Genomic DNA, 20,415 nt, shown 5'->3' on the forward strand with positions numbered 1-20,415 from the left:
CCTTGGTGCGCACGCCTTCTTGGGAGACAATAGGCAACTATTTGCCTGAACGACCGCTCCATGTCCCGACTGCAGTTCCAGCTCAAGACCCGCGACGGCCGTGCCCGTCGCGGCCGCCTGACCTTCCCGCGCGGCACGGTGGAAACGCCGGCTTTCATGCCCGTGGGAACCTATGGCTCGGTCAAGGGCATCCTGCCGGACCAGGTGCGCGCGCTGGGTGCCGAGATCATCCTTGGCAACACCTTCCATCTGTACCTGCGTCCGGGCCTGGACATCATCGCCGACCACGGCGGACTGCATGGCTTCTGCCGCTGGGACGGCCCGATCCTGACCGATTCCGGCGGTTTCCAAGTGTTCTCGCTGGCCCACCGCCGCAAGATCACCGAACAGGGCGTGACCTTCGCTTCGCCGACCGACGGGGCCCGGGTGTTCCTCGGCCCGGAAGAGAGCATGAAGATCCAGAAGGTGCTCGATTCGGACGTGGTGATGATCTTCGACGAGTGCACCCCGTACCCGGCCACCGAGGACGTCGCCCGCCGGTCGATGGAGCTGAGCCTGCGCTGGGCCCAGCGCAGCCGCAACGCGCATGACGAGCTCGGCAACGATGCGGCCCTGTTCGGGATCGTCCAGGGTGGGGTGCATACCGACCTGCGCAGCCGCTCGGCCGAGGCCCTGCAGGCGATCGGCTTCGATGGCTATGCCATCGGTGGCCTGGCCGTGGGCGAGCCGGAGCATGAGCGCAACGCCATGCTCGACCACCTGGATCCGGAGCTGCCGGGCGACCGCCCGCGCTACCTGATGGGCGTGGGCCGGCCGGAAGACCTGGTCGAGGGTGTCGCACGCGGCGTGGACATGTTCGACTGCGTGATGCCGACCCGCAACGCGCGCAACGGGCATTACTTCACCTCGTTCGGTACCGTCCGCATCCGCAATTCGCAGTATGCGCGGGACATGGACCCGATCGAACCGGGCTGCGGCTGCGTGGCCTGTACCGGCGGCTACACCCGCTCGTACCTGCGCCACCTGGACCGCTGCAACGAGATGCTGGCGCCGATGCTGGGCACCCTGCACAACCTGTTCTACTACGAGAAGCTGATGGCCGACATCCGGGCGGCGATCGAGGCGGGAACCTTCCAGGCGTTCCGCGAGTCCTTCTATGCGGCACGCGGAGCGGTTCCGCCGCCGCTGTAACCCGGGGCCCCCCTGTCGAACGGCCCGGGGACGAACGTCCGGGGCCATGGCATACTTCAAGGCTGACCCAGATCCGCGGTCGACACCCCGCGCCCGTGAAAGGGCCGGAGCGCCGCCCAACCAAAGGACCAAAGATGAACCTGCTTGCCTTCCTGATTCCCGCCGCCCACGCCCAGACCGCCGGTGGCCAACCGCAGGGCATGGGCCTGACCACGCTGCTGTTCCCGATCATCCTGATCGCCATCATGTACTTCCTGATGATCCGCCCGCAGATGAAGCGGCAGAAGGAGCACAAGGCCATGCTGGAGAAGATCAAGCGTGGCGACGAAGTGCTGACCAACGGTGGCATCGCCGGCGTGGTCACCGACATCGGCGACAACTTCGTCACCCTGGAAGTGGCCGAGAACGTGCGCATCCGCGTGCAGAAGGGCGCTGTCGGCAACGTGCTGCCGGCCGGTACCCTGAAGTCGGCCCAGTAAGCCACTCCCTTTCCGATGCACAACCGCGGCGCCGGGGATGGCGCCGCGCGGGACCCAAGCAATGCTCGAATTTCCACGCTGGAAGTACGTCGTCATCCTGATCGTACTTGCGCTCAGTACGCTGTATGCGCTGCCCAACATCTACCAGAAGGACGCGGCCGTCCAGATCACCGCCAACCGTGGCGGACAGGTCGACGACGCCCTCCGCGACCGCGTGGTGGCTGACCTGAAGAAGGCCGGCATCGCCAGCCTCGGCGCCGAGAAGGAAGGCGAGAGCCTGATCGTCCGCCTGCCGGACCTCAAGACCCAGGCCGCGGCAAGCGACCTGCTGCGCGACAGCGTGGGTGAGAACTACACGGTCGCGCTGAACCTGGCATCCACCGTTCCGGACTGGCTGGCCAATCTTGGCGGTCGCCCGATGACGCTCGGCCTGGACCTGCAGGGCGGCGTGCACTTCGTGCTGCAGGTGGACCAGAAGGCTGCGCTGGACAAGCGCCTGGATGCCTATACCGAAGACGTGCGCAGCACCCTGCGCGACGCGCGCATTCCGTACCAGTCGGTCGAGCGTCGCGCCGACAACAGCATCGTGGCCAACCTGAGCCCGTCCGCCGGTGACGACGCCGCGCAGCGCGCCCGCACGGCCCTGCTCAAGGCGCAGCCGACCCTCGGTTACGACGTCAGCGGCAGCCGCATCACGGTGACCGTGCCGGAGGCCGAGATCTCGCAGATCGCCAACGGCGCCATCGAGCAGAACATCAATACCCTGCGCAACCGCGTGAACCAGCTGGGCGTGGCCGAGCCGATCATCCAGCGCCAGGGCGCCGACCGCGTCGTGGTGCAGCTGCCCGGCGTGCAGGACACGGCCGAAGCCAAGCGCATGATCGGTGCGACCGCCACCCTGGAATACCGTGCGGTGGTCGAGGGCAACGCCCAGGACGCCATCAACGCCGGCCGCATCCCGCCGGAAGCCAAGGTCTACCAGCAGCGTGACGGCCGCGGCCCGATCCTGCTGAACAAGCGCGTGATCGTCACCGGCGACCAGATGGTGGCTGCGCAGGCGGTGACCGACGCCAACAGCGGTGCCCCGGCGGTCAGCGTGACGCTGAACAACGTCGGTGGCCAGCGCATGTTCGACTTCACCAGCGCCAACGTGAACAAGCCGATGGCGGTGGTGTACACCGAACGCGTGCCGACCGTGACCGTGGTCGACGGCCAGGAAGTGCGCGGCTTCAAGGTCAACGAGGAAGTGATCTCGGTGGCCAACATCAATGGCGTGTTCGGCAAGAACTTCCAGACCACCGGCCTGCAGAAGAAGGAAGCCGAAGACCTGGCCAAGCTGCTGAAGTCCGGCTCGCTGGCCGCGCCGATGGACTTCGTCGAAGAGCGCGTGGTCGGCCCGAGCCTGGGTGCCGAGAACGTCAAGAACGGCATGCGCGCCGTGGTCTTCGCCTTCCTGTTCACCCTGGTGTTCTTCAGCATCTACTACCGCATGTTCGGCATCATCACGTCGGTGGCGATGCTGTTCAACCTGCTGATCGTGGTGGCAGTGATGTCGTTGTTCGGCGCGACCATGACCCTGCCGGGCTTTGCCGGCCTGGCGCTGTCGGTCGGCCTGTCGGTCGACGCCAACGTGCTGATCAACGAGCGTATCCGTGAAGAGCTGCGGGCCGGTGTTCCGGGCAAGACCGCGATCGTGACCGGTTACGAGCGCGCTTCCGGCACCATCCTCGACGCCAACCTGACCGGCCTGATCGTCGGCGTGGCACTGTTCGCATTCGGTACCGGTCCGCTGAAGGGCTTCGCGCTGACCATGATCATCGGTATTTTCGCCTCCATGTTCACCGCGATCACCGTGTCGCGTGCGCTGGCGACGCTGATCTACGGCCGCCGCAAGAAGCTCCAGAACGTGGCCATCTGACGGGACGACACGCACATGAAACTGTTTCCGCTGCACATCCTCCCGAACGACACCAAGATCGATTTCATGCGGTGGCGCCATGTCGCCATGGTCGTCACGATCATCGTGTTCCTGGCATCGATCGCCATCATCGGCTTCAAGGGCTTCAACTATGCCCTGGACTTCACCGGTGGCACCCTGATCGAGGCCCGCTTCGAACGCCCGGTGGACGTCGAGCAGGTCCGCACCAAGCTCGAGCAGAGCGGCTTCGACGGCGCCCAGGTGCAGAGCGTCGGTGGCAGTACCGACCTGCTGATCCGCCTGGCGCCGCACGGTGAGCATGCGCCGGGTACCGGCGATTCCGCCGCCGAGGACAAGGCCACCGCGGCGGCCGTGGTCAAGGCGCTGTCCTCGGCCGACAACCAGGCGACGGTGCTGCGCAATGAGTTCGTCGGCCCGCAGATCGGCAAGGATCTGGCGATGAACGGCCTGTACGCCACCATCTTCATGCTGGCCGGCTTCCTGATCTACATCGCCGTCCGCTTTGAATGGAAGTTCGCGGTCACCGCCAGCATCGTGGCCATGTTCGACCTGATCGTGACGGTGGCTTACGTGTCCCTGCTGGGCCGCGAGTTCGACCTGACTGTGCTGGCCGGCCTGCTGTCGGTGATGGGCTTTGCGATCAACGACATCATCGTGGTGTTCGACCGCGTCCGCGAGAACTTCCGCAGCCTGCGCGTGGAACCGATGGAAGTGCTGAACCGTTCGATCAACCAGACGCTGTCGCGTACGGTGATCACCGCGGTGATGTTCTTCCTGTCCGCACTGGCCCTGTACCTGTACGGTGGCAGCTCGATGGAAGGCCTGGCCGAAACGCACATGATCGGTGCGGTGATCGTGGTCATGTCGTCGATCCTGGTCGCGGTGCCGATGCTCACGATCGGCTTCCTGCGCGTGAGCAAGCAGGATTTGCTGCCGAAGGCCAAGGACATCGAGGCTCTGGCCCGCCGTCCGTAAGCGTTCGCGCTGCACGCAACGCACAGAGAACCCCGCGCAAGCGGGGTTTTTTTTTGTTGGCCGGGTTGCACCCGGCACCCGCCGAGGCAAAGGCAACATCAACAGCGGGCATTTCGTGGGTTGGCGGGGCGGTGTCGGAGTGCGGGTTCACGCGGCTGTCGGTAGGTGTCGAGCTTGGTCGACACATCTGTCAGATTTCGAATGAATTCAATCGTGTCGACCAAGGTCGACACCCACCAGAGCAGAATGCGGTTCCGACAGAACGCGGAAGACTGTCGAAGGCGGGGTGGGTCCGGTTGCGGGGGCGTGAGCGCCATGGATGGCGCGACCGAGCCTACATGGACGTACTTGCGGCGTCCCCCGCAACCGGACCCGCCCCGCCATCCCGCAGATAGCTCGCTTCTGACGTTGACGTTGACGTTGACGTTGATTCGGCGGGTGCAGGGTGCAACCCTGCAAAACAAACACCACCCTACGGCAGCGTCGGTTGTGCATTCGGCTCTCGCGCACTACGATCCTGCGGTTCGCGCGCGCAGGCGCGCCCTCCGATTCCTGCTGAGCGCCCTGCGCGCCGCATCTGCCAACCCGAGGTATCCATGGTCATCAAACCGCGCGTCCGCGGCTTCATCTGCGTCACCACCCATCCGACCGGCTGCGACGCCGCCGTCAAGCAGCAGATCGACTACATCCGCGCCCGCCCGCCGATCCAGAACGGTCCCAAGCGCGTGCTGGTGATCGGCGCCTCGACCGGCTACGGCCTGGCCGCCCGCATCACTGCCGCGTTCGGCAGCGGTGCGGCGACCCTGGGCGTGTTCTTCGAGCGTCCCGGCAGCGAGACCAAGCCGGGCACGGCGGGCTGGTACAACTCGGCGGCGTTCCACCGCTATGCCGATGAGGCGGGCCTGTATGCCAAGAGCATCAATGGTGATGCGTTCTCGGATGAAGTGAAGGCGCGCACCATCGAGATGATCAAGGCCGATCTCGGCCAGGTCGACCAGGTCGTCTACAGCCTGGCTGCGCCGCGCCGCAAGCACCCCAAAACCGGTGAAGTGATCAGTTCCACGCTGAAGCCGATCGGTGAGCCGATCACGCTGCGTGGCCTGGATACCGACAAGGAAGTGATCACCGAGACCACTTTGCAGCCGGCGACGCCGGAGGAAATCGCAGGGACCGTCGCAGTGATGGGCGGTGAAGACTGGCAGATGTGGATCGACGCGCTGGCCGATGCCGGCGTGCTGGCCAATGGCTGCACCACCACCGCCTTCACCTACGTTGGCGAAGAAATCACCCAGGCCATCTACTGGAATGGCTCGATCGGCGCTGCCAAGAAGGATCTCGACACCAAGGTGCTGGGCCTGCGCGAGAAGCTGGCGAAGATCGGCGGTGATGCCCGCGTGTCGGTGCTCAAGGCCGTGGTCACCCAGGCCAGCTCGGCCATTCCGACGATGCCGCTGTACCTGTCGCTGCTGTTCAAGGTGATGAAGGAAAAGGGCACCCACGAAGGCTGCATCGAGCAGCTGGACGTGCTCTACGACATCCTCTACGGCGGCAAGGCCGACGGCGTGGCGATCGACCGCCTGCGCCACGATCTGGTCGATGGCGATGGCCACACCGTCGCGCTGGTCGATGAAGAAGGCCGCCTGCGTGCCGACTACAAGGAAATGGCGGCAGACGTGCAGGGCAAGGTGGTTGCGCTGTGGCCGCAGGTGACCAACGAGAACCTGTACGAGATCAGCGACCTGGCCGGCTACAAGGCGGACTTCCTGCGCCTGTTCGGTTTCGGCGTTGAAGGCGTCGACTACGAGGCCGACGTCGATCCGGATGTGAAGATCAACAATCTGGTCGATATGACCTGATCGAAAAGGCCGGCGAAAGCCGGCCTTTTCACGTAGGGCGCGCCGCTATGCTCGCCGGGCATGGCCCGGCGCTACAAGGCTCGTCGTGCATGGGCCGGCGTTACCCCGGCGCCCCTTGGTAGCGCCGGGCCATGCCCGGCGATGCGGGATCACCCGAAGTCGAAACTCATCGTCGGCAGCGCCGGACCGACGAAGTCGCCCTGCACGTAGTCCACGCCTGCACTGAACAGCAGCGTCATGGAGTTGGCATCGCTGACGAACTCGGCGATGGTGCGGATACCGGCCTCCTGCGCGCGCGCCGTGATCTGGCTGATGCGGTCGATGTTCTCGCGGGTCGCCGCCAGGTCGCTGGTGAATCCACGGTCCAGCTTGAGGAACTGCGGCTGGAAGTGGGCCAGCAGCTGGAACGAATCCAGGCCGGACCCAAACTGTTCCAGGCCGATGCGGCAGCCCAGCGGGGCCACGGCGGCCAGGAACTGCTGGGCGCTGCGCAGGTGGGTGAACACCTTCGCTTCCGGCGCATGCAGCCACAGGCGCTCGCCCGGAACCCCGTGCGCTTTCAGTTCACCACGCAGGGTGGCAATCATCTGCGGGTCGTCGAACGATTCGGGGGTGACCTTCACCAGCATCTGGGTGGCGCTGCCTTCGCGCGCGCGCTGCCCCAGCACCGTGATGGCCTTGGACACCACCCAGCGGTTGATCTCGGCCAGCAGCCCGTGTTCCTCGGCGATGCCAAGGAAAGCGGTGGGACTGAGCAGTTCACCGTTGTGCTCCAGTCGCAGATAGGCTTCATACAGCTCCAGTGGCTCGCCCTGCAGGTTCAGTACCGGCTGGTAATGCAGCTGGAAGCCGTCGCCGTCCAGGGCTTCGCGGATGCGGCCGACCCATCGCTGCACACGTTCTTCCTCGACCCGATCGACCGCGGCCGGATCGAAGATGCGACAGGTGTTGCCCAGCTCGGCGGCCGCCTGCGTGCACTCGCTGGCACGCGCCAGGACCTGGCCGATACTGGCGATCTTCTCGCCGACCTGGACACCGCCGATGCTCACGGTGACCGTGGCCGAACGCGCGCCGATGCTGAACACATGGGCGGCATATGCCTCACGGATGCGTTCGGCCAGTGCCACGGTCTGCGCATAGGGGCCGGCCTGCAGCACGGCGAAGCTGTGTTCGCCGAAGCGCGCCAGCTGCGCGTCCTCCCCCACGACATCGGCCAGCAGGGAGGCCAGCGCGCCGATGAGGGTATCGGCCGAGGCCAGCCCGATGTCCGGCATCAGCCGCGCATAGTGGTCGGGCTCGACCAGCAGCAGGCCGAACTGGCCCTCGCTGCGGCCAGCCTGGGCGACCGCACTTTCGACCTGCAGCATGAAGGTCGGCCGGTTCAGCAGGCCGGTCACCTGGTCGCGCTGGCGAAGATCCTCGACCTCTCGGGCCAGTTCCGGGTCGAACTCGATCCGGCGGCGGAACACGACCTGCAGGCAGGATTCGCCCTCATAGGTGGCTGCGGTGAATTCCATCGTTGCCGGAAACGCACTGCCATCCTGGTGGCGTGCATCGAGCTGGTACTGCGGTGGTGGCGCTTCACCGCGGCTGAGGCTCTTCAGCAGCTGCTTGAAGTCATCAACATGCTGGGCGGCCACCATGTCCAGCAGCGAGATGCCCTCGATGTCGTCGAAATGCTCGTAGCCGAACATGTCCAGATAGGCATCGTTGGCGCGGATGTGCATGCCTTCGTGCACATAGGCGATGGGTTCGCGGGAGGAGGCAATCAGCGCGTCGCAACGGCGCTCGGTCTCGCGCATCTGTGCCTCGATGCGGCGCAGCCCGCGGCGCGCCTGCAGGTCGACCCACTGGTCGCGGACCACCGCCAGCAGATGCTCCGGCCGTTGACGGAGGGCAAGGGCGCGGATGCCATGGCTGCTGGCCTGGACCAGCTCATCCTCGTCGATGCGCTCGGCCAGCAGCACCAGCGGAATGTCCTTGCCACTGGCCGCGATGTGCTGGGCCACCAGCGGCAGCGGGATGCCCTGCGAGGGCGAGGCCAGCACCAGATCGATGGCCTGGTTGGCCAGCACCTGCGACAGCTCGGCCGAATCCTGCGGGCGCCAGGGGCGCACGGCGATGCCGCTGTTGCGCAGCGTGCTGACGATGGCTTCCGCATTCTCGCCGCTGTCGTCGACGATCAGCAGGCGGATGGTGATGTCGTTCGCGTTCTGCATGCACTGCTCCCCAATCTGCGGATCTTGATACACGATGCACGGCGAGCCGTCCATGCGTGCAGGCATCCCGCACCCCGAACGGCGATGCGGTTCACACCACGCTGCCGGCGGCGTGGCCGCTGGCCCAGGCCCACTGGAAGTTGTAGCCGCCAAGCCAGCCGGTGACGTCCAGCACTTCGCCGACGAAATGCAGGCCCGGCACGCGCTTGGATTCCATCGTGGAGGACGAAACGTCGGCGGTGTCCACGCCGCCCAGCGTGACCTCGGCGGTGCGGTAGCCTTCGGTGCCACTGGCCACCAGCGGGAACGCACCCAGCAGCTGCGCGGCCTGGCGCAGCTGGGGCTCATCCAGCTGCCGTACCGGGCGGTCCGGCAGCCAGTGTTCGCACAGGCGCTGGGCCAGGCGCTTGGGCAGGACCTCGGCCAGCACCGTGCGCAGTTCGGCGGCTGGCCGCTCCTGTTTCATCCGTCGCAGCCACTGGCCGGCATCCTGGCCGGGCAGCAGATCCAGTTCCAGTGCGTCGCCGGGTTGCCAGAAGGAAGAGATCTGCAGGATCGCCGGGCCGCTGACGCCACGATGGGTGAGCAGCATGGAATTCTGGAACTGCATGCCGTTGCAGCGCGCCTCGATCGGCAGCGCGACACCGCTCAGGTCGGCCAGGCGCTCCTGGTGCCTGCCGCTGAGGGTCAGCGGCACGAGTCCGGCGCGGGTCGGCAGCACGGCATGCCCGAACTGGCGTGCAATCTCGTAGCCGAAGCCGGTTGCGCCCAGGCTGGGGATGGACAGGCCACCTGTGGCGACCACCAGCGAGGCGCAGTGGAACATCCCCTGCGTGGTGTGCACACGGAAGCCATCCGTCCCGTGCTCGATGCGCTCGACGCTGCAGTGGGTACGGATGTGCGCACCCGCTGCCTGGCACTCGTCCACCAGCATCTTCACGATCTGCTTGGACGAAACGTCGCAGAACAGCTGCCCCAGCTCCTTCTCGTGATAGGCGATGGCATGGCGCTCGACCATCTCGATGAAGTGCCAAGGCGTATACCGGGCCAGCGCCGATTTGCAGAAGTGCGGATTGGCCGACAGGAAGTTGGCCGGGGTGGTGCCGGTGTTGGTGAAGTTGCAGCGGCCACCGCCGGACATCAGGATCTTCTTGCCGATCTTGTTGGCGTGATCGATCACCTGCACCTGGCGGCCGCGCCGGCCGGCGGTGATCGCGGTCATCAGGCCGGCGGCACCGGCACCGATCACTACGACGTCGCAGCGCGTCGTACTCATGCCTTGGCGCGCTTGCGCCAGGTGGGGATGATGTCGAGCTGGATCTGGTCGTTGAGGATCTGCACCTCGCCGTCCTGGATCAGCACGCTGAAGCGCATGGCACGCTGGATCTGCTGGCCCCACTGCTCGACGAAGGTGCCATCGAGGTCGATCACCGACAGGTTGTCGAAGCGCGCCAGGCCCTTGCCCTGCTTGCCCCACCAGATGTCGGACGCATTGCCGCCGTAGTTGACCACCTGCACCTGGCGGCTGCGGTTGCTGGCCTTGCGGATACGGGATTCATCGGGGTGGCCGAGGTCGATCCACTGCAGGATGTCGCCGGTGTAGTCGTGCTGCCACAGGTCCGGCTCGTCATCCGTACTCAGGCCCCGGCCGAATTCCAGGCGGTCGTCGGCGTTGAGGGCGAAGGTGAGCAGGCGCACCATCAGGCGCTCGTCGGTTTCCGACGGATGCTGGGCCAGGGTCAGGTTGTGGGTCGCGTAGTAGCCGCGATCCATGTCGCTGATCTGCAACTCGGCCTTGCGGATGGTGGCGGTGAGGGCCATGGGGGATCCGTCGACTAAAGAGGACAATGATAGAGGTTTGCTGCAGGGGTGTCCGTGGCCGGGGTGTCTGCCGCGCGTCAACGGTGGCACGCTTGCGGTTCCTGTTGCCGCCGGAGCGGACGCGATGACCCTGCCCAGCCGGCTGCAGCTGCCACCCGGCCATTGGCCGACCCTGCTGGACGGCCTGTGCGCACGCTTTCCGCGCATCGACCGCAGCCAGTGGCAGGACCGGTTCGCGCGCGGACGGGTACAGGATGCGCAGGGCAGGGCGCTGGCGGCGGACCAGCCGTGGCAGGTGGGGCTGGAAATCCTGTATTTCCGCGAGGTCAGCCACGAGCCGCGCATTCCGTTCAACGAGACGATCCTCTACCAGGACGAGCATCTGCTGGTGGTCGACAAGCCGCACTTCCTGCCGGTGACCCCGGCGGGTGCCCATGTCCGCGAAACCCTGCTGGCGCGGCTGGTGGCGCGGACCGGCAACGCGCAGCTGGCACCGCTGCACCGCCTGGACCGGCTCACCGCTGGGCTGGTCCTGTTCTCGCTGCGACCGGAGTCGCGCGATGCCTACCAGCGCCTGTTCCGCGAGCGCCGTATCGACAAGACCTACGAAGCGCTGGCCCCGGCGCTGCCGGCGCTGGACTTCCCGTTCGAGCGCCACAGTCGCATCGGCCCGGCACAACCGTTCTTCCGCATGGGCGAAATGGAGGGCGAGCCGAATGCGAGTACCCGCATCGAGGTGATCGACGCGACAGGTCCGGTCTGGCGCTACCGCCTGCAGCCGAGAACCGGTCGCAAGCACCAGCTGCGCGTGCACATGGCGGCGCTGGGCGCGCCCATCATCGGAGACGACCTGTATCCGCAGCTGCGTCCGGCCGCGAGCGGGGAGCAGGCGCCGCTGCAGCTGCTGGCGCGGGCGTTGTCCTTCGACGATCCCCTGAATGGGGAACGACGGGTGTTCAGCAGCCAGCGTCAGCTGGGCCTGGAGCTGGGCCCAGTGGTGGCGTGAGCCGGGCCCCGCCTCATCGCGCCACGCGGATGCGGGCCAGCCAGCGGTCCAGCGCGCTGCCGAACGCCTGGCGGTCGCGCGCATGCAGGGGAGGCGGGCCCCCGGTCTGGACGCCGGCGCCGCGCAGCTCTTCCATGAAATTGCGTACCGACAGGCGCTGGGCGATGGTGTCGGCGGTGAACAGCTCCCCGCGCGGATGCAGGGCCAGCGCGCCTCGTTCGAGCACCAGCGCGGCCAATGGAATGTCCTGGGTGACAACCAGATCGCCGGCGGCGACCCGTTCGACGATGGCGCTGTCAGCAACGTCCAGGCCCTGCGGCACCTGGAGGGAGCGGATCCAGCGCGAGGGCGGGGTGTGGATCCACTGGTTGGCGACCAGGGTCAACTCCAGGCCGACCCGCTCGGCGGCCCGGAACAGGATGTCGCGGATGACAACGGGGCAGGCGTCTGCGTCCACCCAGATGCGGGGACGGGGCAGTTCAGCCGGGGTTTCAGCTTCAGTCATTTACCCAGTGTAGGGTAGGAAAAACCTGAATGGGTCGCCGGATCCGGGCCCGACCGACTGCCAGCCCTTGCCACGCCTAGCGGGGGCGGGGTGGCGATGAATGCCGGGGCTATCGCTTTTTGGGGAAAACACGCGTATCGTGCGACCCACTGTGTTTGCTAGGGTCACCGTGAATCGTGGCCTGGTGCAGTTGATCTCACGATCCACTCATCGATCCGCTTTACCAACGCCTGCAACTCAGTCTCGGCCCCGATACCCGGTGGCTGCGATTTTTTTCAACATGTGTTTCAGGAGTTAGTAAATATGTCTGAACGTCAGACCGGCACCGTCAAGTGGTTCAACGACGCCAAGGGCTTCGGCTTCATCACCCCGGAAAGCGGCCCGGACCTGTTCGTGCACTTCCGCGCCATCCAGGGCACCGGCTTCAAGACCCTGCAGGAAGGCCAGAAGGTCACCTTCATCGCCGTCCAGGGCCAGAAGGGTATGCAGGCTGACCAGGTGCAGGCGGTCTAATCCGTCTGCTGCCCTCGGGTAGCCAGAACGCCGGAAGCGCAAGCTTCCGGCGTTTTTTTTTGCCTCGGCGGGAGCAGGCACGGATCGAATCCACAGGCGCATGCGTGCAGGCGCGTTACGATGCTTGCACCCCTCTGGAGTCCTTTCATGCGCATCGTCCATCACCTCGAGAATTCCCGTTCGCTGCGCGTGCTGTGGATGCTGGAGGAGCTGGGGCTGGACTATGAACTGCGCCGTTACCCGCGCGACCCCAGAACGCTGCTGGCACCGCCGGCACTGCGCCAGGTACATCCGCTGGGGAAATCACCGGTGCTGCAGGACGGCGAGCAGGTGCTGGCCGAATCCGGCGCCATTCTTGATTACCTGGCTGACCGCTACGACACGCAGCGGCAGGTGTCGCCGTCGCCGATACCGGCCGAAGGTGCCGAGCGCATGGCCTATCGCTACTGGCTGCACTACGCCGAAGGCTCGGCGATGCCGCCGCTGCTGCTGACGCTGGTGATGAGCCGCATCCGCAACGCGCCGGTGCCGTTCTTCGTGCGCCCGATTGCCCGCAGCATCGCCGACAAGGCCGAGCAGAGCTTCGTCGGCCCGCAGCGCCGCCTGCACCTGGACTGGATGGAGCGCCGCCTGGCCGAGAGCCCGTGGTTCGCGGGTGAGCGTTTCACCGCGGCCGATATCCAGATGAGCTTCCCGATCCAGGCCGCAGCGGCGCGCGGAGGCGGACTGGACGACAAGCCGGCGCTGCGCGCGTTTCTCCAGCGCATCGGTGAACGCCCGGCCTACCAGCGCGCTGAAGCGCACGGCGGATCGCTGCAGGCGCTGCGCGGCGATTGAGGTCGGCGGCGTCCATCCCCATGTCAGGGCCATGGACAGCCCCTTCCCGCGATTCGACAACCGTCTGCTGACCGTCCTGCCGGGCGACCCGGAAGCCGGGCCCCGCCGGCGTGAAGTCCGAGAGGCGGCCTGGTCGTCGGTGATGCCGACGCCTGTCGCCGCTCCGACCCTGCTGGCCTGGTCGCCGGAGGTCGCCGCTCTGCTCGGCATCGATGTGGCTGAAGTGTCGAGCGGCACGTTTGCCCAGGTATTCGCTGGCAACGCGTTGTATCCGGGCATGCAGCCGTGGGCCGCCAATTACGGCGGGCACCAGTTCGGTCACTGGGCGGGCCAGCTTGGCGATGGGCGGGCGATCTCGCTGGGCGAGCTGGTTGCGCCGGATGGCCGGCACTGGGAACTGCAGCTGAAGGGTGCAGGCCCGACCCCGTACTCCCGTGGCGCCGACGGTCGCGCGGTGCTGCGCTCGTCGATCCGTGAATTCCTGTGCAGTGAGGCCATGCACCACCTCGGTGTACCGACCACGCGTGCGCTGTCGCTGGTCGGTACCGGCGAGCACGTGGTGCGCGACATGTTCTATGACGGCCGTCCGCGAGCCGAGCCCGGCGCGATCGTATGCCGTGTGTCGCCCTCGTTCCTGCGTTTCGGTTCGTTCGAACTGCCGGCCTCGCGCGGTGAGACGTCACTGCTGCAGCAACTGGTGGACGCCTGCATCGCCCGTGATTTCCCCGAACTGGCAGGGCAGGGTGAGGCGCTGTACGGTGACTGGTTCGCGCAGATCGCGGTGCGCACCGCCGAGATGATCGCGCACTGGATGCGTGTCGGTTTCGTGCATGGGGTAATGAACACCGACAACCTCTCCGTGCTTGGCCTCACTCTCGACTATGGCCCCTATGGCTGGGTCGAGGACTTCGATCCGGACTGGACCCCGAACACCACTGACGCACAGGGCCGTCGCTACCGCTTCGGAACGCAGCCGCAGGTGGCGTACTGGAATCTGGGGCGGCTTGCGCAGGCGCTGTCGCCCTTGTTTGCCGACGTCGCGCCGTTGCAGGCGGGCCTTGCTGCCTATCAGGCCACCTTTGCCGCCTGCACGCGTCGCGATGCGGCGGCCAAGCTTGGCCTGGCAGCTGCCGATGATGCCGATCTGCAGCTCTACCAGCGCTGGCAGCAGCTGCTGCAGGACGGTGGCATGGACATGACCCTGTCCTGGCGCGCCTTGATGCGGATCGATCCGGCATCGCCCGATCCGGCGGCACTGGCTGAGGTCTATTACGACCGGGAGCGGCAGGAGGCCGTGCAGGTGCCGCTGCGGCAGTGGCTGCAGGACTACGCTGCGCGATTGCGGGCGGATCCTCTTCCGGCCGCCGAGCGCCTGGCGAAGATGGGCGCGGCCAATCCGCTGTACGTGCTGCGCAACTGGCTGGCGCAGGAAGCGATCGACCGTGCGGAACAAGGGGACATGGGCGGCGTACACGCCTTGCAGGACGTGCTGCGCGATCCGTACACCCAACGCGCCGGACGTGAGCATTTCGCCAGCAGGCGCCCGGCCTGGGCCGACGACCGCGCCGGCTGCTCGATGCTGTCCTGCAGTTCCTGACCGGTGCTACGGCGCAGCCGTGCGCTTCGCCTGGCAAGTGCCAGTGCAGCCTTCCCTACAACGATGGTCGTACCCATTCAGTGCGATATTCGCACGCGTAGTCGATTACCGCACTTGAATGGTGCAGTGCGATAAACCTAATTTCACTTCCGCAGATTCAAAGCAGTCCAAGCGATCCACCCCTGGCGGGGCGAGGGCAGCACCCGACCCGGTGCTGAAGCCAGGTGCAGGGGAAGACCGCAGGATTTCCCTTCACCTGTGCGGAGTGATCGCATGCGCCGTCGCTTGTCCATTGTTTCTCTGTTCCTGCTCGCCCAGTTGCCGACCCTGGCGTTGGCCTACCAGGCCGAACCGCCGCGCGGGCCCCTGCAGGTGCTGCGCGTGGACCGCTACGCCGACGACACCCGTCCCGGCTCCCTGCGCTGGGCGATCACCACCGCCAACACCGCGCCGGGTCGCTATCGCATCGAGATCGACGCGGTGGGTACCGCGCCCCATGTGATCAAGCCGACCTCGCCGCTGCCGGAGATCAAGGGGCCGGTGCAGATCATCGGCACGTCCTGGGGCCGCGATGGCCAGTTCGTCGCCATCGACGGTTCGGCCTACGTCACCGGCACCGGCACCGACGCCTGTCCGGGCGCCGAACCGGGCCAGTCGGGCACCAACGTGCGCACCACCACGCTGCCGGGGCTGGTCCTGCGGGATACCCAAGGCGTTGAACTGGCCGGTCTGGAGATCCGCAATTTCTGCATCGGTGTGCTGGTCAACCGCTCCAGCCACAACGAGATCCACGACAACCGCATCGTCGCCAACAAGGGCGGCGCCGGCATCATGCTCACCGGGGACGACGGCACAGGGCAGTCCACTGCCACCACCACCGTGCACAACCGCATCGTGCGCAATGAATTCCTCGACAACGGCGATGGACTTGAGCTGACCCGTGGCGCGGCCTGGAACCTGGTGGCCGACAACCTGTTCCAGTCCACCCAGGCCAACCCGGAACCGTCGCAGGGCATCGAAATCCTCTGGGGCAACGACAACAGCGTGGTACACAACCGCTTCGTCGATTACTCCGATGGCCTGCAGATCAACTGGGGCAACCGCAACTACATCGCCGCCAACACCTTCACCGGCAATTCGCTGGGCCTGAGCATCACCGGCAGCGGCAACGTGGTCGATGGCAACATCATCACCGGCAATGGCATCGGCATCGGCGTGCGCCCGCAGCCGGTCAGTGCGCCGAACCGCTTCACCGCCAACCGCATCTTCGGCAACGGCCTGCCGATCGAGCGCTGCGAGGCCGGCGGCGCCTGCGTGAAGGGCCAACCGCGCGGCGCCATCGTGTTCGGCGTGCCGGGCCTGGAACACGCCAGCTTCGTCGGTTCACGTGGTCGTGGTGTCGACAATGATCCGTCCAAGCGTGCGCGCATCTGCTCCGCTGCCGGCCAGACCGACTGCCAGCCGCTGCCGAACCTGGGCCAGGCGGCACCGCAGCTGACTGTCGTGCAGGGCAAGGGTACGCAGCGCCAGTTGATCGGTCGTTTCCAGGGCACGCCCGACAGCCGTTACCAGGTCGAAGTGTTCGGCAACCGCGCCGCCAGCGGCAGCGAGGCCGAGTGGGTGCTGGGCAGCGTGCAGGCGCGCACCGATGCGCAGGGGCAGGGCCGTTTCACCTTCCCGCTCGGCGCCGCGGCAGATGCTGCGGCTGCCGGCAGCCTGACCGCCACGGTCACCTCGGCGCAGGGCGCCACCTCCCCCCTGAGCGCGCCGCTGTCGCTGCGCTGATCATCTCCACGAGACCGCGATCATGAATCTTGCGAAACCCGTTTCCCTGGCCGTCCTGGCCACCGCGCTGCTGCCCTGCATCGCCAGCGCGCAGTCGAGCAACCGCTATGAAGGCAGGACGCTTACTGGTGACTGGGGCGGCACCCGCACCGATCTGTTCGAGCGTGGCATCGCCTTCCGCGGCGACTACGTGGGTGAAGCCATGGGCGTGGTCGATGGAGGCTACGGCGAAACCGGTGCGCGCTATGCGCAGCAGGTGCGCGTTGGCGTGGACCTGGACATGGGCACGCTGGCCGGCTGGAACGGCGGTGCCTTCCACTTCACCCTCAACGACCGTCGCGGCCGCAGCACCTCGGTGGACTTCGTCGGCAACCGCTTCCCCATCCAGGAAGCGTACGGCGGCCAGTACACGCGGCTGACCGAACTGAGCTACGACCAGACCTTCAACGCGGGGCAGTCGTACTACAAGCTGGGCTATTACGCGATGGGCAACCAGTTCGGCCTGCACAGCCTGCTGACCCACTTCGTCAATGCGGCGTTCTGCGCGCACCCGCTGGCGATGTCGGGCAACAGCGGCTGGTACAACTACCCCGTGGCACGCTGGGGCGGTGAGTTCGCCCAGCAGGTCAGCCCGGCCGTCAACGTTCGCACCGGCTGGTTCCAGGTGAATCCGAACCTGGGTGGCAACATCGAACGCAACGCGTTCCGTCCGCTCGCTTCCGGTACCACCGGTTCGCTGTTCCCGGTGGAAGTGACCTGGACCCCGGCCAAGGGCAGCCGCTACGCGGGCGTTTACAAGTTCGGCGGTTACTACGACACCTCACGCGTGGACAAGCGCGGTCTGGATGCTTCGCCGACGACCGGGCGCCACGGCGCCTACGTGCTCGCCGAGCAGCGTCTGACCCGGGAATCGGCCGATCCCAGCCGCGGCCTGACTGCGTTCGCGCAGTACATGGTGTCCGACACCGACACCGCGCAGATCAAACGCTGGTATGCGCTGGGCGGGGTTTACCAGGGCATTGGCTCGCGCGCCCAGGACAGCATCGCGCTGGGCTACGTAGGCGCCGACATCAACAACCGGCTGGTCGATGCGCGCCGGGCCACGCTGGCCGCCGGTGGCGTGCCTGGCGATTCGCCGCTGTACAACCTCAGCCAGGCCGAGGAGCTGTTCGAACTGTCCTACAGCGTCCAGGTAAACCCGTGGCTGATGATCCGCCCGGATGTGCAGTACATCGTCAACCCGGGCACGTTCAACTACAGCGGTACCGACAACGCCTGGGCCGTGGGCGTACAGGCCAAGGTGACCTTCTGATGGCCATGCGCTCCTTCCATGCTCTGGTGACCGCCATGAAGTTCCCGCTCGCTCCGGTTGTGCTGGCCGGTGCACTGTGCGCCGTCCCGGCGCTGGCCCTGGCCGCACCGCCGCCGGCGGTACTGCAGGTCGGCCAGTTGCGTATTGGCGAGGGCCATCCCCGCACCATCGTGCCGATCACTGGCGCCACCGCTGACGTGGCCCTGCAGCAGGCGGCGGCCATCGCTGCCAGCAAGGCCACCGACATCGCCGAGTGGCGCATCGACTACCTGGACATCGCCACCGATGGCAAGGCGCTGGTCGCGCTGGGCAAGCGCATCCAGGCCACGCTGGGCGGCAAGCCGGTCATCGTGACGTTCCGCACCAAGGCCGAGGGCGGCGCCAAGCCGATCAGCGATGCCGACTACGGCGCGCTCTACGCCACGCTGCTGCGCGGCGGCGTGGCCCAGCTGATCGACGTGGAGATGTTCCGTGATCCGAAGGTGGTGCAGGCGCTGGTGGCGCAGGCGCACAAGGCCGGCGTGAAGGTGGTGATGTCCAACCATGACTTCCACGCAACGCCGCCCCGCGATGAGATCGTCGCGCGCCTGCTCAGGCAGCAGGCGCTGGGTGCGGACGTGCTGAAGATCGCGGTGATGCCGCGCGACGCAGGCGACGTGCTGGCCCTGCTCGATGCCACCTGGCAGGTGCGCCAGCAGAGCGACAGGCCGCTGCTGACCATGTCGATGGGGGGCACCGGTGTGGTCTCGCGCCTGGCTGGTGAAACCTTCGGCCAGGCGCTCACCTTCGGCATGATCGGCACTCCGTCGGCACCGGGCCAGGTCGAAGTCGATCGCCTGCAGGACGTCCTGCAGGTCATCCACGCATCCAGCCAGGCCGGTCACTGAGACCTTCCCCGCCGGACGTTCCACCGCATCACGCTGTTGCAGGAAACCGCCCCATGAGCCACGCCGCCCCCGCACCCTCGCTTGTCCTGGAACGGATGAGTCCCTTCCAGTGGACCGCCATCGCCATCTGCGTGCTGTTGAACATGCTCGATGGCTTCGATGTGATGGTCATGGCCTTTACCGCGCCGCATGTGTCGGCGGACTGGGAGCTGTCGGGCAAGGTGCTGGGGATGATGCTCAGCGCCGGCCTGGTCGGCATGGCGCTGGGCTCGTTCCTGCTGGCGCCGCTGGCCGATCGCTGGGGCCGGCGGCCGATGATCGTGTGCTGCCTGCTGATCCTGACCAGCGGCATGGCGCTGTCGGCGCTGGCTGCCAACGCCTGGCAGCTGGGCGCGCTGCGCGTGTACACCGGCATCGGCATCGGCGGCATGCTGGCCGGCGTGGGCGTGATCACCGCCGAGTACGCCAATGCCAAGTGGCGCAGTACGGCGGTCGCGCTGCAGGCCACCGGCTATCCGATAGGCGCCACCGCCGGCGGTCTGCTGGCGGCGTGGATGCTGGAACACTGGTCCTGGCACAGCGTGTTCCTGATCGGCGCCGCGGCGTCGCTGGTGTGCATTCCGCTGGTGCTCAGGTGCCTGCCCGAATCGCTGGATTTCCTGGTTGCGCGTCGCCCGGCCGATGCGCTGCCGCGCCTGAACGCACTGCTCTCGCGCATGCGCATGCCGCAGCTGCAGGCGCTGCCGCCGGCGCCGCTGCGTGATGGCCAGCGGCAGGGCTATGCGGCGCTGTTCGTGGGTGACCTGCGGCGCGTCGCGCTGCTGATCGCGTTGGCCTTCTTCCTGCACATGTTCGCCTTCTACTTCGTGCTGAGCTGGACGCCGAAGCTGCTGGTCTCTGCCGGTGTCTCCGCCCAGCAGGGCATCACCGGAGGCGTGCTGTTGAACCTGGGCGGCATCGTCGGCGGCAGCCTGTTCGGCTGGCTGGCCTCGCGCTGGTCGCTGTCGAAGCTGACCGCCGGTGCGCTGCTGCTGGCGATGGTGTCGATGCTGGGCTTTGCCGCCTTCAACACGCAGCTGGGCATGGCCTTCCCGTTGGCGTTCGTGATCGGTGCAGCACTGTTCGCCGCGATGGCGGGCCTGTATGCCGCGGCGCCGGTGGTGTTCGCCGCGCAAGTGCGGACCACCGGTCTCGGCTGGGCCATCGGCATCGGCCGCGTCGGTGCGATCCTCTCGCCGCTCACGGTGGGTGTGCTGGTGGATGGCCACTGGCGGCCCTCCGCGTTGTATGTGCTGTGCGCGCTGCCGCTGCTGCTGGCGGCTTGGGCGTGCCTGGCTCTGCGCGTGGGCGTGGGCCGGAACCAGCGTTGAAGCGCGAGGAAGTCGTTGACTCAATGTGCGATTATCGACTCATGAGTGCGAATATCGCATTGACCGGACGGAGTGCCATGGCGACCATGTCGAGGCCGTGTTTTCCCTTCGCAGTGGCTCTGA

The 20,415-nt window shown here is 66.7% G+C and carries 17 protein-coding genes; 13 read left to right on the top strand and 4 right to left on the bottom strand.

The genetic code is table 11. The features are described 5' to 3' along the window. The first annotated feature begins 60 nt into the window (after positions 1-60). The 5 genes from tgt to fabV all read left to right on the top strand — a co-directional run bounded on the left by tgt (position 61) and on the right by fabV (position 6,440). A complete protein-coding gene (gene tgt / locus N5J29_RS17635; RefSeq protein WP_065181313.1) occupies positions 61-1,191 on the top strand; it encodes a tRNA guanosine(34) transglycosylase Tgt in 1,131 nt (376 codons plus the stop codon). Positions 1,192-1,325: 134 nt separating this feature from the next. After that, complete coding sequence (yajC, locus tag N5J29_RS17640; RefSeq protein WP_164153134.1) at positions 1,326-1,670, top strand: preprotein translocase subunit YajC; 345 nt, start codon at positions 1,326-1,328, stop codon at positions 1,668-1,670. Between the two features lie 61 nt (positions 1,671-1,731). Further along, positions 1,732-3,588, top strand: coding sequence for a protein translocase subunit SecD (gene secD / locus N5J29_RS17645; RefSeq protein WP_053519779.1), 1,857 nt, complete (start codon positions 1,732-1,734; stop codon positions 3,586-3,588). Positions 3,589-3,603: 15 nt separating this feature from the next. Beyond that, the gene (secF, locus tag N5J29_RS17650) at positions 3,604-4,584 is read left to right on the top strand and encodes a protein translocase subunit SecF (RefSeq protein WP_053519778.1); all 981 of its coding nucleotides are present in this window, start codon (positions 3,604-3,606) and stop codon (positions 4,582-4,584) included. A 596-nt stretch (positions 4,585-5,180) separates the two neighbouring features. Continuing rightward, positions 5,181-6,440 carry an enoyl-ACP reductase FabV gene (fabV, locus tag N5J29_RS17655; protein ID WP_053520465.1) on the top strand — a complete coding sequence of 420 codons (1,260 nt, stop codon included), beginning with the start codon at positions 5,181-5,183 and terminating at the stop codon, positions 6,438-6,440. 149 nt (positions 6,441-6,589) lie between these two features. Here fabV and N5J29_RS17660 read toward each other — a convergent pair whose 3' ends face one another. From N5J29_RS17660 to N5J29_RS17670, 3 genes are all read right to left on the bottom strand, one after another. Next, complete coding sequence (locus N5J29_RS17660; protein WP_128988965.1) at positions 6,590-8,659, bottom strand: EAL domain-containing protein; 2,070 nt, start codon at positions 8,657-8,659, stop codon at positions 6,590-6,592. 91 nt (positions 8,660-8,750) lie between these two features. Beyond that, the gene (locus N5J29_RS17665) at positions 8,751-9,935 is read right to left on the bottom strand and encodes an NAD(P)/FAD-dependent oxidoreductase (RefSeq protein WP_111185616.1); all 1,185 of its coding nucleotides are present in this window, start codon (positions 9,933-9,935) and stop codon (positions 8,751-8,753) included. Further along, a complete protein-coding gene (locus N5J29_RS17670) occupies positions 9,932-10,480 on the bottom strand; it encodes a YaeQ family protein (RefSeq protein ID WP_053517781.1) in 549 nt (182 codons plus the stop codon). Before N5J29_RS17670 ends, N5J29_RS17665 begins: the two co-directional genes overlap by 4 nt. 124 nt (positions 10,481-10,604) lie before the next feature. On the opposite strand from N5J29_RS17670, the gene N5J29_RS17675 reads away from it, so the two are divergent. Next, positions 10,605-11,486 (top strand): pseudouridine synthase, encoded by an 882-nt coding sequence (locus N5J29_RS17675; protein WP_164152938.1) that lies wholly within the window; start codon positions 10,605-10,607, stop codon positions 11,484-11,486. Between the two features lie 13 nt (positions 11,487-11,499). Here the strand turns inward: N5J29_RS17675 and N5J29_RS17680 are convergent, their stop codons facing one another. Next, positions 11,500-11,991, bottom strand: a complete 492-nt coding sequence (locus N5J29_RS17680) for a YaiI/YqxD family protein (RefSeq protein WP_164152937.1) — start codon at positions 11,989-11,991, stop codon at positions 11,500-11,502. 303 nt (positions 11,992-12,294) lie between these two features. On the opposite strand from N5J29_RS17680, the gene N5J29_RS17685 reads away from it, so the two are divergent. From N5J29_RS17685 to N5J29_RS17715, 7 genes are all read left to right on the top strand, one after another. Then, positions 12,295-12,504, top strand: a complete 210-nt coding sequence (locus N5J29_RS17685) for a cold-shock protein (protein WP_005416210.1) — start codon at positions 12,295-12,297, stop codon at positions 12,502-12,504. A 147-nt stretch (positions 12,505-12,651) separates the two neighbouring features. Further along, positions 12,652-13,341, top strand: a complete 690-nt coding sequence (locus N5J29_RS17690) for a glutathione S-transferase (protein WP_065181317.1) — start codon at positions 12,652-12,654, stop codon at positions 13,339-13,341. Positions 13,342-13,372: 31 nt separating this feature from the next. Next, positions 13,373-14,938 (top strand): YdiU family protein, encoded by a 1,566-nt coding sequence (locus tag N5J29_RS17695; RefSeq protein ID WP_053517776.1) that lies wholly within the window; start codon positions 13,373-13,375, stop codon positions 14,936-14,938. A gap of 273 nt (positions 14,939-15,211) precedes the next feature. Next, positions 15,212-16,723 (top strand): NosD domain-containing protein, encoded by a 1,512-nt coding sequence (locus tag N5J29_RS17700; protein WP_164152936.1) that lies wholly within the window; start codon positions 15,212-15,214, stop codon positions 16,721-16,723. A gap of 22 nt (positions 16,724-16,745) precedes the next feature. Beyond that, the gene (locus N5J29_RS17705; protein WP_065181319.1) at positions 16,746-18,035 is read left to right on the top strand and encodes a carbohydrate porin; all 1,290 of its coding nucleotides are present in this window, start codon (positions 16,746-16,748) and stop codon (positions 18,033-18,035) included. Beyond that, on the top strand, positions 18,035-18,922 hold the full coding sequence (gene aroD / locus N5J29_RS17710; RefSeq protein WP_053517772.1) for a type I 3-dehydroquinate dehydratase: 888 nt from the start codon (positions 18,035-18,037) through the stop codon (positions 18,920-18,922). The genes N5J29_RS17705 and aroD overlap by 1 nt, the downstream gene beginning before the upstream one ends. 53 nt (positions 18,923-18,975) lie before the next feature. Further along, a complete protein-coding gene (locus tag N5J29_RS17715; protein ID WP_164152935.1) occupies positions 18,976-20,292 on the top strand; it encodes an MFS transporter in 1,317 nt (438 codons plus the stop codon). Positions 20,293-20,415: the final 123 nt, after the last annotated feature.

The sequence above is a fragment of the Stenotrophomonas sp. GD03680 genome (assembly GCF_029844625.1).
Taxonomy (GTDB): domain Bacteria; phylum Pseudomonadota; class Gammaproteobacteria; order Xanthomonadales; family Xanthomonadaceae; genus Stenotrophomonas; species Stenotrophomonas maltophilia_P.